The organism is Verrucosispora sioxanthis, assembly GCF_010560025.1.
GTDB classification, from domain to species: domain Bacteria; phylum Actinomycetota; class Actinomycetes; order Mycobacteriales; family Micromonosporaceae; genus Micromonospora; species Micromonospora palythoicola.
In genome coordinates this window covers 37,172-52,912 of the sequence record NZ_SAIY01000014.1, presented here as the reverse complement: position 1 = coordinate 52,912, position 15,741 = coordinate 37,172, and the positions used below count along the sequence as shown (strand labels likewise).

Sequence of the window (15,741 nt, the reverse complement as noted above, 5' to 3'; positions counted from 1 at the left end):
CCAGCGGTCCCGTCACCGGTCGACCCCGCTCGGGAAGGCTGGGTCGAAGTTGTCCGGGCTGACGTCGTGGCGCTCGTCCGAAGCACCGTTGAGGTCGCCCTGCTGCTCCGGCGCGGTGCCGATGTCGTTGTGGGACACGTCGGTCGTCATGGCGTCCTCTTCTCGTACGTGATATGCGCGGCCGACCGGCGACCGGCTGGAAGTTGCCCGGCGTCCGCGAGCCGGAGACCGAGCAGCAGCGGCAACGTGGCACCGAGAAGCAGCGGACCGAGGGCCAGCGGTGCGGTGACCACCGGTACCACGACCGCCGCAGCCAGCAACAGGAGCCCACGACCGGGCGCTGCAAAAGCGAACAGCAGCGCGTCCCGACCCCAGCGTCCGGCGTCGCCGCCGGGATCCCGGGCGGCGGTGACCGCCAGCGCAAGGTGATAGGGCACCAGCACCAGAAACAGGCCGGCCTGGAGAGCCAGCAGGGCCATGGCTGGGTAGCCGGGACGGGCAGCGAGGAAGACGATGTTGGCCACCAGCACGGCACCGGCTGCTGTGGACACCAGCGCGTGGCGCCACAGCCGCTGCCAGTAGCTTCCGAAGGTGTCGAGGGTGCCGAGGAACGGCCGGGCCCGTCCGTGCGTGCGCCACTGTTGCAGCGCATGTGCGGCGGCGGCCATCGCGGGAAGCCAGGTGACGACGCCCAGGCACAGCAGGAGCAGGGCGCAACCGGCCAGCGCCGGGTAGGCGACGAACTCCAGCACCCGCAGGGCGGTCCCCTCCCAACCCCCACGGCTGGAAGCCCCCGATCCGCCCCGATGGCCGGCCGGCCCACGAGCGGGCCGGGCCGCGACGGTGGTCAGGCTGGCCACGGCAGCACCCCGGTCACCGGCTTGACGCTGTCGACCACGGTAACGCCCGCCACCTCGACCCGGGTCGCGCCGACCACACCAACCCGTGCCCGGCCGCCGGCGACGGCCGGCAGAAGGATCACGGCGGCGGCGGCGGCCCGCACCGCCGCGCCGTCGATCCGCCGGCCGCTCGGCGCCAGCAGTACGGTTTCCCCGTCAGCACCGAACCGCACCCCGACCCCGTCGGCGCAGTCCACCGGCTCGGCGACGGCAGGGGTGGGTGCCAGCGCCGAAGTCGGTTCGATGCTGGTCAGCATCCGGGTACGGGAGATCGGCGGCACCTCGACCCGGACCGTGTGCAGGGTACGCACGATCCGCAGACTCGGGGTGCTGGCGGTGGGGTTGGCCTCGATCTCCGTCGTCGTCCGGCTGACCGCGGCGGTGTCCGGGGCGAACCTGCGTACGTGCGCCTGTGCGGGCCCGGAGCGCAGCACGACGTCATCTCCATCGAGCTCGGCCGGCCAGTCCGAGTGCAACAGGAAGGTCCACCCGCGCGGCTGCTCGGCGGCGAGTTCGTCGAGGATGACCAACCGACCGGCCGGTGTGAAGACCAGCGTCCGGTCCACCTGCCGTACGCCCAGCGCCGGATCGAACATGGCCGCCGACTCGGCCGTCGCATGCGCGACGCCGTCGGCGGCGAGCACGTCCCGCAGCCGGGCCTGGCGCTCGTACGGCAGGTCCTTGTAGACGTGGTAGCGGTCCTCCCCCGCCCAGCCCTGCCCGTCAACCAGCACCAGGTTGTGGTAGGCGGCCCGTTTCCGGTTGCAATAGCCGTCATCCACGGCGAGGAACGCGCCGTGCGCACCGAAGACGAAGGCTCCCGCGTCGGGATGGTGGTGCCCGGCATTGAGGGTTTCCCAACCCCTGTCACGACGGAAGCGCTCAGCGCTGTCCCAGGCCTGGTGCCCGCCGCCGGGTGCGGCCTTGAAACTGACGAAGGCGGCGGCGTCATGCCAGCCGGTCCGGGCGGTCACCTGGCCGAGGTCGGGAAAGTGGGCAGTCGTCGCCACCGTGCGGGTCGGGTCCTCAGCCGACACGCTCGGGTCGTACCAGAGCAGTTCGTAGCCCGCCTCCGGCATCACACCCGGCTTCACGCCGGAGGCGTACGCCTCCCGCCAGAAGTAACGCTCAGCGACCCGGTCGGCAAGCCAGCGGGCCCTACCGTCCCGGTAGACGGCGGCGAACTTGTGGTAGAGCGCGACGCTGTGCCCGGAGCGGCGGTCATGACAGTCGCCGTGGTCGATGTTCTCCTCGAAGCCGGGCGCACACTGGTGCAGCCGCCAGCCGAAGGTCCGCTGCAGGAAACCGCCCCGCCGCCACCAGTCGATTCCCTCGGCGTCCTGTAACAGGTCGAGGTGGATGGCCAGCCACGGCACGCCGTAGCGCCAATAGACGACGCCCTCGGAGTCGGAGCCGTCGTCGGGCATCAGGTCCAGCACGGTGCCGAGGTTGTCCCGGGCCCGGCCGCTCCACTCCGGCTTGTCGAGCACGTAACCCGCAGCGGCGAGGCCCGCATAGCAGATCCAGTTGTGGTTCTGCCAGTAACTCGACGACCACCAGGAGCCCTCGGTTTCGACCGCGAAGCTGTACAGCCGTTCGCCCTGGAGGGTCAGCTTCGCGCGCAACGCCTCCGCCTCGTCGGCGGGCAGTTCGTCCCGCAGCCACGAGTACGCCAGCGACAGCCCGTGCAGCAGCCAGCCCGCGTCGAGGTCATGGTCGGGCAGCTTCGCCTTGCCCCAGTGCGGGTACGACACCGCGATCCTGATCCACCGACGCGCCTCCAACAGGTAGCCCGGTTGCCCGGTGAGGCGGTACGCGAGGGCGAGGTTCATCGCGGCGGGGCCGAAGTAGGTGATGCTGGCGGTCGGGTGTTCGGTCGGCGGGCTCTGCCCGCGGTACCAGTCACACTGCTCGTACAGCCGTCGCCACTGAGCGGCGTGGGTGGTGGTGAGCGCGGCCCGCAATCCGTCGAGGCGGCCGCCGATGAGCAGGGGTTGCATCAGTTCTCCAGCCGGTAGATCGAACGGAAGGTCACCGTGGTGGCGTCGACGGCGGTCCAGTCGACCCAGGTGCGGACCCGTTGCGGGTCGTCCGCCGGCCCCGGGCCGGGCCGGCACATCGCCACCGCGGCGGTCGAGGAGGTGTGCTGGCCACGTAGGGTCTGCCGGCCCGGCCACACCGTCTCCAGCGAACCGCCGGCGCCGGCGCGCACGGTCAGATCGACATCAGGTCTCAGCTGGACGGCGATCCGGCGGGGCCTATCGGTCTCCACGGTCAACTCGTCGACCAGCGCGCCGTCGCGGAGGGTCAACCGACGACGGGCCGACACCCCGGGGTACGCGGTGTCGCAGCCGACACTCACCGAGCGGTCGTCGTGACCGAGCAGGTGACCCGCGCACTCCGCCTGGTCGAGCCCGTCGACGGAGAACGTGGGATGGGCGGCGGTGGAGGCGTAGTGCTGCCGCCATCCCCGATGTGCGTACGGCACCTGACCGGGGTCGGGCTGCCAGGGGGTGTTCGCGCCGTACAGATAGAGCGCCAACTTGTCCCGGTGCCCGTGTGAACCGCCGTGCGGACCGAAGTCGACCACGGCGTGCAGCCCTGATCCGCGTAGCACCGCGTAGCCAGTCGTCGGATAGACCGTCACCGGTCCCGGTTGATTTGCACCGGCACCGAGCAGCGGCAGCAGTTCCCGAAGTTCGTCCATCTCGTACTGGGCCGGCGGCCGGTCGTAGGGGCCGTCGTGCAGGGCGGGCAGCAGGCCACCAGAGGTAGTGAGGGTGTCCAGCACCCCGACCATCGCGGTCAGCCGCGACCGTACCTGCCCCGGCACCGCAACGTGCGGCAACGCTTCCAGGGTGAGCAGGTACGCCCGCAGCACGAAGCCGTGGTAGTAGGTGGAGCCCTCCCACTCCCAGCCGTCCGGACGGATCGCCGCGAGCACGTGGTCACCCATGCCGTGCTGGCCGCTGATCCATTCCGGACGGCCGGAGCAGGCCGCGCCGGCGGCGATCAGCCAGGCGGTGTAGTTGGAGTCGAACCGGCCGTCGGCGACGAGCGCGTCGCGGGCCTGCCCGGCCGCCGTGCCGAGTGCCCGCAGCAGTTGGGTCACTTCGGTGGGCAGGGGCTGCCCGATCGCCCTCAACGCCCGAGCGGCCTGGCCGATGCTCACCGCCCAGATGGCCTCGGTCAACGCCTGGTGGAACAGCCGACCACGCAGCATCCACTCGGCGGCACCGTCGTGCGGTGCCGCGCCGAGCGCCGCGTACTGCCGGGCGTAGGCGGTCAGCAGGTCGACGGCCAGGTGACGGTCAGCGGCCTGCGGGGACCGGGCGAGCGCCCGGATCCGCCGGGCGCTCGCCTGGTGGGCGAGGACCGTCCAGGCCCCTCGAACCGCTGGCTCGTCGATCCGGCAGCCGTGCCGGCAACGGGCGCCACCCGCCGGGAGGACGCCGTCGAGCAGGCTGTCGTGTTCGAGTTCCACGCCGTGCGCGGGGCAGACGTAGGCGTGCCACCAGCCACCGCGCTCGGCGGGGAGTACCGGCGCGCGTGGCGGCGCTCCTGGTGCGCCGATCACCGGAACCATGCGCCACCGTCGATGTCGATGGTGGCGCCGGTGACGTAGCCGGCGGCGTCGGAGGCGAGCCACGCGACCGCGGCGGCGACGTCCTCGGGCCGACCACCTCGGCCCAACGGCACCCCCGCGATGATCGCCTCCTGGGTCTTCGCCGGGGTGAAGGTGTCGTGGAAAGCGGTGCCGCCGATGAAGCCCGGTGCGACCGCGTTCACGGTCGTACCGGTGCTGGCCATTTCCTTGGCGAGTCCCTTGGTCAGGCCACGCACGCCGGCTTTCGCCGCCGCGTAGACCGCCGATCCGGCGCCACCACCGTTCTGCGCGGCCAGCGACGACATGGTGATGACGCGGCCGGCGCTTCCGGCGGCGCGCAGGTGCGGGATTGCCGCCCGTACGGTACGGAAGGTGCTGCCCAGGTTCAGGTCGACCACCTGGGCGTAGTGGTCGTCGGTCATCTCCGCCACCGGGCTGCGGCCCACCATGCCACCGGCGTTGCAGACCAGAATCTCCAGGCCGCCGAGAAAGCCGGTGACCTCGTCAAGGAGGTCGGTCACCTCCTCGGTGCGCGTAAGGTCGGCCTGCCGGACGACACTCTTGCGGCCCAGGGCCTCGATGGTCGCCGCCACCTCGGCGGCCGGCCCGGCAGAGTGTCCGTGGTGGACGGCGACGTCCGCCCCGGCCCGGGCCAGCGCCACGGCGATGGCGGCACCGATACCGTGGCCGGCGCCGGTGACGAGCGCGCGGCGTCCGGTCAGGTCGAGAGTCATCAGGGTGCTCCTTCTTACTTGATTCCGGCAGTGGCGAAGCCCTGCACGAAGTAGCGCTGGGCGAACAGGAACAGCACGATCATCGGCACGGTGGCCAGCGTCGAGCCGGCCATCAGGTAGGACCACTCGGTACGCTCGGCCAACTGGAACGCGGCCAGGCCGACCTGGATGACCCGCAGGTCGTCGCGGGTGGTGACCAGCAGCGGCCAGAGGAAGTTGTTCCAGCTGTTCTCGAAGGTGACCAGGGCGACGGTGGCAATCGCGGGTTTCACCAACGGGGTCATCACCCGGGCGAAGATTCCGAACTCACCCATGCCGTCGATGCGGGCCGCTTCCTCCAGCTCGCGTGGCAGCGACAGGTAGAACTGACGGAACAGGAAGATCGCGAACGGGGTCAGCGCCCCCGGGACGATCAGGACCCACCACGAGTCGAGCCAGCCGTAGCCGCCCCGCCCGAGGTAGTCATTGCCGCCGAAGAACGGCATTCCCTTGGCGATCAGGTACTGCGGGACGATCTTCGTGTAGGTGGGGATCATCATCATCGCCAGGACGGCCATGAACACCACGGTCCGGCCCCGGAACGGAACCCGGGCCAGCGCGTAGCCGGCCATCGTCGCCAACATCAGATTGATCACCGTGTGGCCGATGGCGATCAACAGACTGTTGCGGAAGTACGTCCCGAACGGTGCGTAGTCCAGCGCGGCCTGGTAGTTGCTCCACACCCACTCGTCGGGCAGCAGGTTCGGCGGGTAAGCGGCGATGTCGGCGCGGCTCTTCAGCGACGTCAGGATCATCCAAACGAACGGCACGATCATGATGAGCCCGCCGACGCCGAGCAGCAGATGCAGCACCCAGCGGGCGTCGACCTTACGCTTCATCGCCGTCCTTCCCGGTCAGTCGGCGGCCGATCACCGTCAACACGAGCAGAAAGGCGAAGAGCACCACGCTCTGCGCGCAGGCCGCCGAGATGTCGAACTCACCGAACGCCGTCCGGTAGATCTCGTACGTCATCACGGTCGTCGAGTTCGCCGGGCCGCCGTCGGGAGTCAGCACGTACACCTGGTCGAAGACCTGGAACGCGTCGATCATGGAGACGATGAAGACGAAGAATGTGGCGGGCCTCAGCATCGGCAGGGTGATCGCGAAGAACTTACGGACGCCGGACGCGCCGTCGATGTCCGCCGCCTCGTACAGGTCGTGCGGAATGTTCTGCAGGGCCGCCAGGTAAATCAACATCTTCAGACCGATGCCTTTCCAGATGCTGACCAGGATCACCGCCGGCATCGCCCAGTCGGGGTCCGACAGCCAGGCAGGCCCGTTCACCCCGACCCAGTCCAGAAGAAGGTTGAACAGCCCGAGGTTGGGCTCGAACATCCACATCCAGACCAGCGCGATCGCGACGGTGGCGGTGATGTGTGGCATGAAGAACGCCGCACGGTACCAGGCCAACGCCTTGATCCGTTGATTGAGCAGCACCGCGATGATCACCGCGATCACCATCGCCACCGGCACGGTGAAGAAGGTGAAGACAACGGTGTGCCAGATCGACAGGTTCCAGATGTCGTCGGCGAAGATCTCGCGGAAGTTGTCCAGGCCGGCCCACTCGACGGTGCCGGCGATGACGTCGTAGTTGGTGAAGGCCAGGCCGAACGTGGCCACCACCGGAATGCCGATCCACCAGATCAGGTGAATGACCGATGGGGCCAGCATCAGGTACGCCGCACGACGACGTTCGGCACCGAGCTTTCGACGACGGCGGGGCGGGCGTGGCGCCCGACTCGCGGACGCCACGCTCACGGATTCGAGGGTGCTGGTCATGTCAGCCCTTGGCGATCGCTGCCTGGGCCTTGACCACCAGCTCGTCGAGGGCCTGCTGCGGGGTCTTCTGGCCCAGCAGCGCGGACTCGATGGCCGCCTTGAAGTCGCCCCGGATCTCCAACCAGGCCGGCACCCCGCCTTCGGAGTAGGCGGCGTCGAGGTTCGCCATGGCGAACTGCGCGGCCTTGTTGCTTTCCACGTACTCGGAGTCGGCCAGGCTGTTGAGCGCCGGCACGTTGCCCCGCTGCTCGTTGGCGGCGAGCGAGGCCTGCTCGTCGGTGAGGAAGCTGACCAGTGCCTTGGCAGCAGCCGGACGCTGGGACTTCGCCGAGACGGTCGCCAGGGTGCCGCCCTGGAACATCGCGGGCCGCTCATTGTTGATCATGAAGAAGCCGATCTTGTCTTCCTTGATCAGCTCGGGTGCCTGCTCCTCGATCGCCAGCAGGTGATTGTTGTGACCCACCATCATCGCCGCGCGCCCCTGGGCCAGCGGAAGACCGGTGGCACCAGGCTGGGTGAAGCCGAAGTCCTCGGACTTGTCGGTGCGGATGATGTCGGTCATCAGTTGCAGCGCACCGACCGCCTCGGGACTGTTGAAGGCAGGCTTGCCGTCGGGAGTCCACAGCTCGCCACCGTTGGCCCACATCAGCGGGAGGAACGTCTGACGCAGGTCGTTGGAGAGGATGTCGACGCCGGCGCGGGTGAGCTTGCCGCTGCCGTCCCGCACGGTCAGCTTGCGGCCGATCTCCCGTAGCTCGGCGAAGTTGCTCGGCGGGCCCGGGATGCCTGCCTCGGCGAAGATGTCCTTGCGGTACAGGCCGAACCGGGTGTCCAGCATGATCGGCAGGCCGTAGACCTTGTCCTGGTAGATGCCGGGCTCCACCACCCGCTCGTTGTACCGCTGGGTCAGCTCCTGCTTGCTCTCGTCGAGTTCCGCCAGGGCGCCCTTCTCCGCGAACGGCGGAATCCAGCCGACCCCCATCAGCATCACGTCGTACGGCCGACCACCGGCGATCGAGGTGGTGAGCTTCTCGTTGAGCTTGCCGTACGAGGTGTAGTCCACCTCGACGGTGATGTCCGGGTACTTCTCCTTGAAGTCGCCGAGCTGCTTCTCCAGCACGGTCTTGCCGTCCGCGCCCTCGAAGATCGGGGTCAGCAGCCGGATCGTGCCGCTGGCCTCGTCATCGTTACTGGGTGCCGAACCGCCACAGGCGGTGGCGAACAGCGTCGCGACGAGCGCCACCGCCATCGCACGCGTCCGACTCCCCCGGGTTCTGGTCATCCTGGCCTTCCCTCCCGCAGCGGAACTCCGCCGCCCTGGGTAACCGCCCACATCGCGGTTCGGATTGTCATCGCCAAGTCATGCATCGATTTACTGGTACAACGTTGCAGCAAGGTTAGGAGCGGTGTGCAGTGCTGTCAATGCCTAGACATGACGACGAAACACCGGCTTAACTAAGGTGGCCAGGAGCGGTCATCCCGCGGTAAACCCCTACACTCGGATCGTTCCGATCCGTCTGAACCAACCGGAGAAGCTCGACGTGAGTGGTGTGACGATCTACCAGGTGGCCCGAGAGGCTGGCGTCTCGCCCAGCACCGTGTCGAACTTCCTCAACGGCCGCCCCGGCCGGATGCTCCCGCAGACCCGCACCCGGGTGGCCGACGCGATAGACCGGCTCGGCTACCGCCCGAATCGCGCCGCCCGGCAGCTGCGTACCGGCCGGATTCAGGTGGTCGGGCTGGTCGTGCCCTCGGTCGCCAACCCGTTCTGGGGCAACTTCGCTCGCTACCTGGAACGGGCCGCGCTGGCTGACGGATACCACGTCCTGCTGTGCAACAGCGAGCGGGAGCCGGACCGGGAGCGACGCTACCTCGAGGAACTCTGGGCCGACGGCATCCGCGGCGTCGTCCTCTGCTCCTCGCTGCCCTCCCTGAACCACGTGCTGCCCCTGGTCGAGGCAGGTCTCAGCCTGGTCGCCTTCGACCGCACCGCACAGGCCGGCGACCCGGGCACTCTGGTGAACATCAGCGTCGACAACGTGGTGGGTGCCCACCTCGCCACCGCCCACCTGCTGGAGCTCGGCCATCGACGCATCGCATTCGTCTCCGGATCGCTGCGCAGCGTCAACCGCCGGGAGCGGTTTCGTGGCTTCACCGACGCGTTGGAGCAGGCCGGGCTGGACCCGGCCGAGGCAATCGTCTGGTCCGGCGGCGCGGAGCAGGAGCCGTACGGCGATCTCGACGCCGCCGGGCTCGGTCGGACGGCCGCGCACGAGTTGCTGCAGTCCGACTACCGTCCCACCGCCATCGTCGCCATCAACGACATGTGTGCCCTCGGCATCAGTGCCGGTATCCGGGATGCCGGACTCCGGGTGGGAGAGGACGTGTCCGTGGTCGGCTTCGACGACATCGTGCTCGCCGATCTGGCGGCACCACCCCTGACCACGGTCCGCCAGCCGATCGGCGACATGGCTGCGGCCGCCTTCCGGCACCTGCTTTCCCGAATCGACGAGGCCGAGGCCAGCCCCAGTCAGTCCCTGCTGCTCCGACCGGAACTGGTGGTGCGCGCCTCGACCGGCCCGGCACCCGAACCCAGGGAGTAGGAACACGACGATGACGACAGGCGGCACCCCCCGGGTCAAGTCGGCAGACCGCACCGTCGAGCTGCTGGAACTGCTCGCCGCCATACCGGACCGGCGCACCCTCGTGGAACTCGCCCGCGATCTCGGAATCCCGAAGAGCAGCATGCATGGCCTGCTACACACCTTGGTGCAGCGCGGATGGGTGGAGACCGACACCGGCGGGTCCCGCTACGGTCTGGGCGTTCAGGCACTGCGCACCGGAGCCGCATATCTGCGCACCGATCGCGCGGTCCGGCGTCTCACGTCTGTCGTCGACTGGCTGCACCGGGAACTCGACACGACGGTACAACTGGGTCGGCTGGTCGGTGGGCACATGGTCTGCCTGCTGACCCGGGAGAAGGCCGACGTGCGACCCATGCTCCGCACAGGTTGGTCCTCACCGGCTCACACCACTGCGATGGGCCGAGTCGTGCTGGCCCGCGCCACGGGCGATGACGTGTCGCTGGCACGGATGCTGCCCGCCTCGGCCGCGCTGACACCGGCGGCCCTCGACGCGCTGCGGCATGACCTCGCCCGGACGGTCGAGCGAGGTCATGCCGTCGACACGAGACTGACCGATCTGGACCACGGCACCGGCGTGGCGGTGGCCGCCCCGCTCACACTCGGCCCGTACGACGCGATCGGCGTCTGCGCGCCCGCCGACGCACTGACCGAGCCGCAGGCTCATGAGATCGCCGCGGCGATCCGGGGAGCGATCAAGGCCGGGCTGGCCGGCCGGCTCTAACAATCTTGAAATCTCGCGTTGACCCGGCAGTCATCTTCTTCTATGGTCACTCGGCACTAGTGCGACATAGTTCACATATAGGAACTCCTATCTGAAGGATCCCTAATGAGACGAACCGCCACCATCGCGCTGCCCGTCGCCCTTGCCCTTGCCGTCGGAGCGGCGTTTGTCGCCGCACCGGCGCAGGCCTCTACCGCCCTGCCCGTCACCGCCGCGACGGCCAGCTCCCACGACGGCAACGTGCCGGCCAACGTCATCGACGGCAGCCTCTCCACCCGCTGGTCGGCCCTGGGCGACGGCTCGTGGATCCGCCTCGACCTCGGTGCCAGCAAGCAGGTCGGCTCGGTCGGCATCGCCTGGTACAACGGCAACCAGCGGCAGGCCACCTTCACCGTCCAGACATCCACCGACGCCAGCTCCTGGACGACGGTCGTGTCCCAGCGACAGAGCAGTGGCAGCACCACCCAGCTGGAGAACTACGACTTCACCGACCGGTCGGCCCGCTACGTCCGCATCGTCGGCTACGGGAACACGGCCAACGACTGGAACAGCATCACCGAGGCGACGGTCTACGGCACCGACGGCAACGGTGGAGGCGGAGGCGACTGCGCCGTCCCCGCCGACGTGCTCAACCTGACCAATTGGAAGATCACCCTGCCGACCGGATCCTCCGGCAGCCCGACCGAGATCAAGCAACCCGCCCTGGACAGCTTCCAGGTCTCTCCCTACTTCGTCACCGCCAACTCGTGCCAGTCGGTTCAGTTCCGGTCCCCGGTCAACGGGGTGACCACGAGCGGCTCCAGCTACGCCCGTTCGGAGCTGCGCGAGATGGCGAACAACGGATCGAGCAACGCGAGTTGGTCGTCGACCTCCGGCACGCACACCCTGGTGGTGGACGCCGTGTTCGACACGCTGCCCTCGACCAAGCCACACGTGGTGGTGGCCCAGATCCACGACTCCGACGACGACGTCACCGTGTTCCGGCTCGAAGGCACCAGCCTCTACGTCACCAACGACAACGACACGCACTATCACCTGGTCACCAGCAACTACCAGCTCGGCACCCGTTTCCAGGCCAAGTTCGTGGTCAGCGGCGGCCAGGTGAAGGCGTACTACAACAACGTCCTGCAGACGACCATCACCAAGAGCTTCTCCGGCGCCTACTTCAAGGCCGGCGCCTACACCCAGGCGAACTGCTCCAACTCCTCGCCGTGCAGCAGCAGCAACTACGGACAGACCCGCATCTTCGGCCTCACCGTGACCCACTCCTGACCGCGCGCCGCCCGGGAGCTGCGGCTCCCGGGCGGCCGCACTGTGTCCACGATCCTGCCCAGTCTCGGGACCGCACATCGATGATCCCTTGTGCACGAACAGGAGAGTCCGATGAATCGCGCGAAGTTGAGCGCACGCGGCGCCCTCGCCGCCGCGGCACTCGCAGCAGGCATTCTCGCGGCACTGCCCGCTCTTGCCGGAGCACACCCCGCAGGCAACACCCCGGCCGAACCGAGCCGGTTCGCGGTGAATGCCAATGAGCCGCTGGCCGTCTGCGCGGTGAGCGCGAGCGGCAACGACGGAAACATGCCGACGAACACCCGCGACGGTGACCTCGGCACCCGCTGGTCCGCCGACGGCGACGGCGTCTGGATCCGCTACGACCTCTGCTCGGTTGTCACCACGGGCGCGGTGACGGTGGCGTGGTACAAAGGCGACCAGCGCCAGACGACCTTCACCGTACAGACCTCGACCAACGGCACGAGCTGGACCACCGTCGTGCCGACCCGGGCCAGCTCGGGATCGACATCGCAACCCGAGACCTACGACTTCTCCGCCAACGCCGCTCGACACCTGCGCATCCTCGGCTACGGCAACACCCAGAACGGGTGGACCTCGATCACCGAAGTGGGCATTCTCGGGTCCGGCCCGGGCGCAACTCCATCACCCACGGCCACAGCCAGTCCGACGCCAACGCCGAGCACGCCGCCGCCGGGCGGCGCGATCGTCAACGTGTCCTCGTCGACTCAGCTCAGCAACGCGATGGCCAACGCCGCAGCCGGCCAGACGATTCTGCTCGCCGACGGCAACTACTCGATCGGCAAACTCAACGCCAGGCACGGCACCGCCAACGCACCAATCACGATCATGGCGGCCCATCAGGGCAGGGCGGTCATCACCGGCGGCCAGCTCGAAGTGCTCGACTCGTCGTACGTCACTGTCAGTGGGTTGACCTGGCGCAACAGCAACACCTTGAAGCTCACCGGCTCGCACCACGTCAGACTGACCCGCAACCACTTCCGGCTCGCCGAGTCGAGTTCGCTGAAGTGGGTCATCATCCAAGGCGCGAACAGTCACCACAACCGCATCGATCACAACCTGTTCGAAGAGAAGCACCAGCTCGGCAACTTCATCACCATCGACGGATCGTCCACCCAGCAGTCCCAGTACGACCTGATCGACCACAACCACTTCCGCAACATCGGCCCCCGCGCCACCAACGAGATGGAGGCCATCCGGGTCGGTTGGAGCGCGATCTCCCAGTCGAGCGGGCACACCACGATCGAAAACAACCTGTTCGAGAACTGCGACGGCGACCCAGAGATCATCTCGGTGAAGAGCAACGACAACACGGTGCGGTACAACACCTTCCGCACCTCGCAGGGCACGCTGTCGCTGCGCCACGGCAACCGCAGCCAGGTGCACGGCAACTTCTTCCTCGGCGGCGGCAAGGCCGGCACCGGCGGAGTCCGGGTCTACGGTCAGGATCACAAGATTTACAACAACCACTTCGAAGGGCTGACCGGCACCGGCTACGATGCCGCCCTGCAACTCGACGGCGGCGATGTCGACACCTCGGGGGCGCTCTCCGCGCACTGGCGGGTGTATCGGGCCACAGCGGTGCACAACACCTTCGTCAACAACGTGTCGAACATCGAGATCGGCGCCAACTACACCCTCGCGCCGGTCGACAGTGTCGTGGCCGACAACATTGTCGTCGGTTCTCAGGGCACCCTGATCAACGAGCTGAAGGCTCCCAGGAACATGACGTACGCCGGCAACATCGCCTGGCCGACCGGCTCGGCCAGCGTCGGTACGGCCGTCGGAGTCCGGACCGTCAACCCGCTCCTGATCAAACAGGGTGAGGTGTACCGGATCGCCCCCGGCAGCCCCGCCGTCAACGCCGCCACGGGCAACTACCCCTACCTGACGCATGACATGGACGGGCAGCCGCGCAGCGGAACCGCTGACGTCGGGGCCGACGAGTTGTCCAGCGCTGCGGTTGACCGAAGCCCGCTCGACGCCGCGAGCGTGGGAGTCAACGCGCCCTGACCCGCAGAGCGCTCGGGCCGCCGCACGGCAGGTGCGGCGGCCCGACTCGCGATGTCAGCGCGTCGCCGGGCACACTCGCCCGACCACGAGCCGGCTGGCGCTCAGGAGGCAGCGCGGCAGATCTGCCGCTGCTCACCCAGCCCGTCGATACCGACCCGCACCACGTCGCCTTTCGACAGGAACGGAAACCGGCCGGACAGTGCGACCCCCTCCGGCGTACCGGTGTTGACCACATCGCCTGGCTCCAACACCAGGTACTGGCTGAGATACCACACCAGGTGCCGCACATCGAAGATCATGTCCTGGGTGGTGGACGCCTGCCGGGGTTGATCGTTGACGAAGCTCGTCACGCCCAACCGCTGGGGATCGTCCACCTCGTCGGCAGAGACCAGCCATGGGCCCAGCGGGTTGAACGCCTCGCAGCTCTTGCCCTTGACCCACTGGCCGCCGGAGTCACTCATCTGGAACTCACGCTCGGACAGATCGTTGGAGACCGCGTACCCGGCGATGACCTGATCGGCCTCGGCAGGTGATGCCAGGTATCGGGCCGGGCGACCGATGATCACCGCAAGCTCCGCCTCCCAGTCCGTCTTGGTCGCGCCCTTCGGGATCACGATGTCGTCGTACGGGCCAACAACCGTGTTGGACGCCTTGAGGAAGACGACCGGCTCGGCCGGCGGTGCGACGCCGGACTCCGCAGCGTGCCGGGCGTAGTTCAACCCGATGCACGCGACCGTGCCGGGCCTGGCGATCGGCGCACCCACCCGCATGCCGGTGACATCGATCTCCGGCAGCTCCCCTGCCGACCAGGCATCCCGCGCCTGCTCGATGCCCCCACCCGCGAGGAAAGCACCGTCGACGTCCGCCGCGATGCCCGTCAGGTCGAAGTGACGGCCATCGGCGAACAGGACAGGCCGCTCACCGCCCCGTGGACCGACTCGCATGAACCTCATGTCTCAACGTCCTCTCGACGTGTGATCCGCGGGCAGAGACCCTCACGTACCCGCTCGCTCTAGCCCCTCCGTGTCGGCGCTCGAGCCGGTAAATCGATGCACTCACGATCTTGATAGAAGATACATTCGGGTCCGCAGCCTGTCAATTAGTCGCGTTTGCAACCTGCGTCCATGCCGAGCCACGCCAGACAGGAAAGGCCGGGGCCCCCGCCACCGGAGACCCCGACCCCTGTCTTGTCAGGAATGCGTGACAAGCAACTTGTACATGCTCACCTGACCGTAGTTGGAACTGCTACACGGCGATGAGTTGCCGCAGTTGGCCTGGGTATAGGCACCGGCTTTGAAATAGTTTCCCGACGCGCTGTGTGAGATGGTCGTCTGCAGCACGCCGTTGTAGTAAACCTTGATTTGGCCACCGCTGACGACGAACTTGCCCTCGAAGACCGTGTTCAACTTGTAGCCACTGGTCACCAGCTTGTGGTGGGTGGTGTTGCCCTTGGTGATGTAGAGACTGCTCCCTTCCAGACGGAAGACGGTGACGTCGTCATCGCCGTCGTGGATCTGGGCCCCGACGACGTGGGCCTTGTCGTTCGGGAGTTTGTTGAACGCCAGCCTGAAGGTCATGGTGTGCGTGCCCGAGGTGGCCGACCACGACGCGTTGGTGGTGCCGTTGTTGGCCATCTCCCGCAGCTCGGAGCGGGCGTAACTGGAGTTGGGCGTGGTCACACCGTTGACCGGCGACCGGAACTGCACCCCGGTGCAGGCGGCGTTGACCATGAACCACGGGTTGGACGAGTAGGTCGCCAGGGCGGGCTGTTTGATTTCGGTCGGCGACCCCGCGGATCCTGTCGGCAGGGTCACCTTCCAGTTCTTCAGATTGAGTTGCTGAGCAGGATGGTCGCACGGAGCAGCGGCCGCGGCGACGCCCTGCCCGACGACGGGGGTGGCCAGGATTGCCATGGTTGCCAACAGCGAAATGGCCAGTCTACGTTTACCGAAGAGTTTCATGCAGGATACTGCCTTTCGTGCATGGTGATGGG

At 67.9% G+C, this 15,741-nt stretch carries 14 protein-coding genes; 4 read left to right on the top strand and 10 right to left on the bottom strand.

What is annotated here, in order from left to right; all coding sequences use genetic code 11:
- Positions 1-12 precede the first annotated feature (12 nt).
- Genes ENC19_RS28310 through ENC19_RS28275 form a run of 8 tightly spaced genes read right to left on the bottom strand, consistent with a single transcriptional unit; the run spans position 13 to position 8,340 of the window.
- Entirely contained in the window at positions 13-150 is a 138-nt protein-coding gene (locus ENC19_RS28310; protein WP_164450099.1) for a hypothetical protein, read from the bottom strand.
- Positions 147-860 (bottom strand): hypothetical protein, encoded by a 714-nt coding sequence (locus ENC19_RS28305; protein ID WP_208021046.1) that lies wholly within the window; start codon positions 858-860, stop codon positions 147-149. The genes ENC19_RS28310 and ENC19_RS28305 overlap by 4 nt, the downstream gene beginning before the upstream one ends.
- On the bottom strand, positions 848-2,899 hold the full coding sequence (locus tag ENC19_RS28300; RefSeq protein WP_164450098.1) for a heparinase II/III family protein: 2,052 nt from the start codon (positions 2,897-2,899) through the stop codon (positions 848-850). Before ENC19_RS28300 ends, ENC19_RS28305 begins: the two co-directional genes overlap by 13 nt.
- Entirely contained in the window at positions 2,899-4,485 is a 1,587-nt protein-coding gene (locus ENC19_RS28295) for a heparinase II/III domain-containing protein (protein ID WP_164450097.1), read from the bottom strand. Before ENC19_RS28295 ends, ENC19_RS28300 begins: the two co-directional genes overlap by 1 nt.
- Positions 4,473-5,240 (bottom strand): SDR family NAD(P)-dependent oxidoreductase, encoded by a 768-nt coding sequence (locus ENC19_RS28290; protein WP_164450096.1) that lies wholly within the window; start codon positions 5,238-5,240, stop codon positions 4,473-4,475. The genes ENC19_RS28295 and ENC19_RS28290 overlap by 13 nt, the downstream gene beginning before the upstream one ends.
- A 14-nt stretch (positions 5,241-5,254) precedes the next feature.
- Positions 5,255-6,118, bottom strand: a complete 864-nt coding sequence (locus ENC19_RS28285; RefSeq protein ID WP_166459254.1) for a carbohydrate ABC transporter permease — start codon at positions 6,116-6,118, stop codon at positions 5,255-5,257.
- A complete protein-coding gene (locus ENC19_RS28280) occupies positions 6,108-7,037 on the bottom strand; it encodes a carbohydrate ABC transporter permease (protein ID WP_164450095.1) in 930 nt (309 codons plus the stop codon). Before ENC19_RS28280 ends, ENC19_RS28285 begins: the two co-directional genes overlap by 11 nt.
- A 22-nt stretch (positions 7,038-7,059) precedes the next feature.
- Positions 7,060-8,340: an ABC transporter substrate-binding protein gene (locus ENC19_RS28275; RefSeq protein WP_235945188.1), complete on the bottom strand. Its 1,281-nt coding sequence runs from the start codon at positions 8,338-8,340 to the stop codon at positions 7,060-7,062.
- 259 nt (positions 8,341-8,599) lie between these two features.
- Here ENC19_RS28275 and ENC19_RS28270 point away from each other — a divergent pair, with 259 nt between their 5' ends.
- From ENC19_RS28270 to ENC19_RS28250, 4 genes are all read left to right on the top strand, one after another.
- Complete coding sequence (locus ENC19_RS28270) at positions 8,600-9,661, top strand: LacI family DNA-binding transcriptional regulator (RefSeq protein WP_164450094.1); 1,062 nt, start codon at positions 8,600-8,602, stop codon at positions 9,659-9,661.
- Between the two features lie 10 nt (positions 9,662-9,671).
- Complete coding sequence (locus tag ENC19_RS28265; protein WP_164450093.1) at positions 9,672-10,424, top strand: IclR family transcriptional regulator; 753 nt, start codon at positions 9,672-9,674, stop codon at positions 10,422-10,424.
- Between the two features lie 105 nt (positions 10,425-10,529).
- The gene (locus tag ENC19_RS28260) at positions 10,530-11,696 is read left to right on the top strand and encodes a polysaccharide lyase family 7 protein (protein WP_164450092.1); all 1,167 of its coding nucleotides are present in this window, start codon (positions 10,530-10,532) and stop codon (positions 11,694-11,696) included.
- Between the two features lie 111 nt (positions 11,697-11,807).
- Entirely contained in the window at positions 11,808-13,748 is a 1,941-nt protein-coding gene (locus ENC19_RS28250) for a chondroitinase-B domain-containing protein (RefSeq protein WP_208021045.1), read from the top strand.
- A 101-nt stretch (positions 13,749-13,849) separates the two neighbouring features.
- Here the strand turns inward: ENC19_RS28250 and ENC19_RS28245 are convergent, their stop codons facing one another.
- Together ENC19_RS28245 and ENC19_RS28240 are read right to left on the bottom strand one after the other, a co-directional pair.
- Positions 13,850-14,701 (bottom strand): fumarylacetoacetate hydrolase family protein, encoded by an 852-nt coding sequence (locus tag ENC19_RS28245; protein ID WP_164450091.1) that lies wholly within the window; start codon positions 14,699-14,701, stop codon positions 13,850-13,852.
- A gap of 237 nt (positions 14,702-14,938) precedes the next feature.
- Positions 14,939-15,709 (bottom strand): polysaccharide lyase family 7 protein, encoded by a 771-nt coding sequence (locus ENC19_RS28240; RefSeq protein WP_164450090.1) that lies wholly within the window; start codon positions 15,707-15,709, stop codon positions 14,939-14,941.
- Positions 15,710-15,741 lie beyond the last annotated feature (32 nt).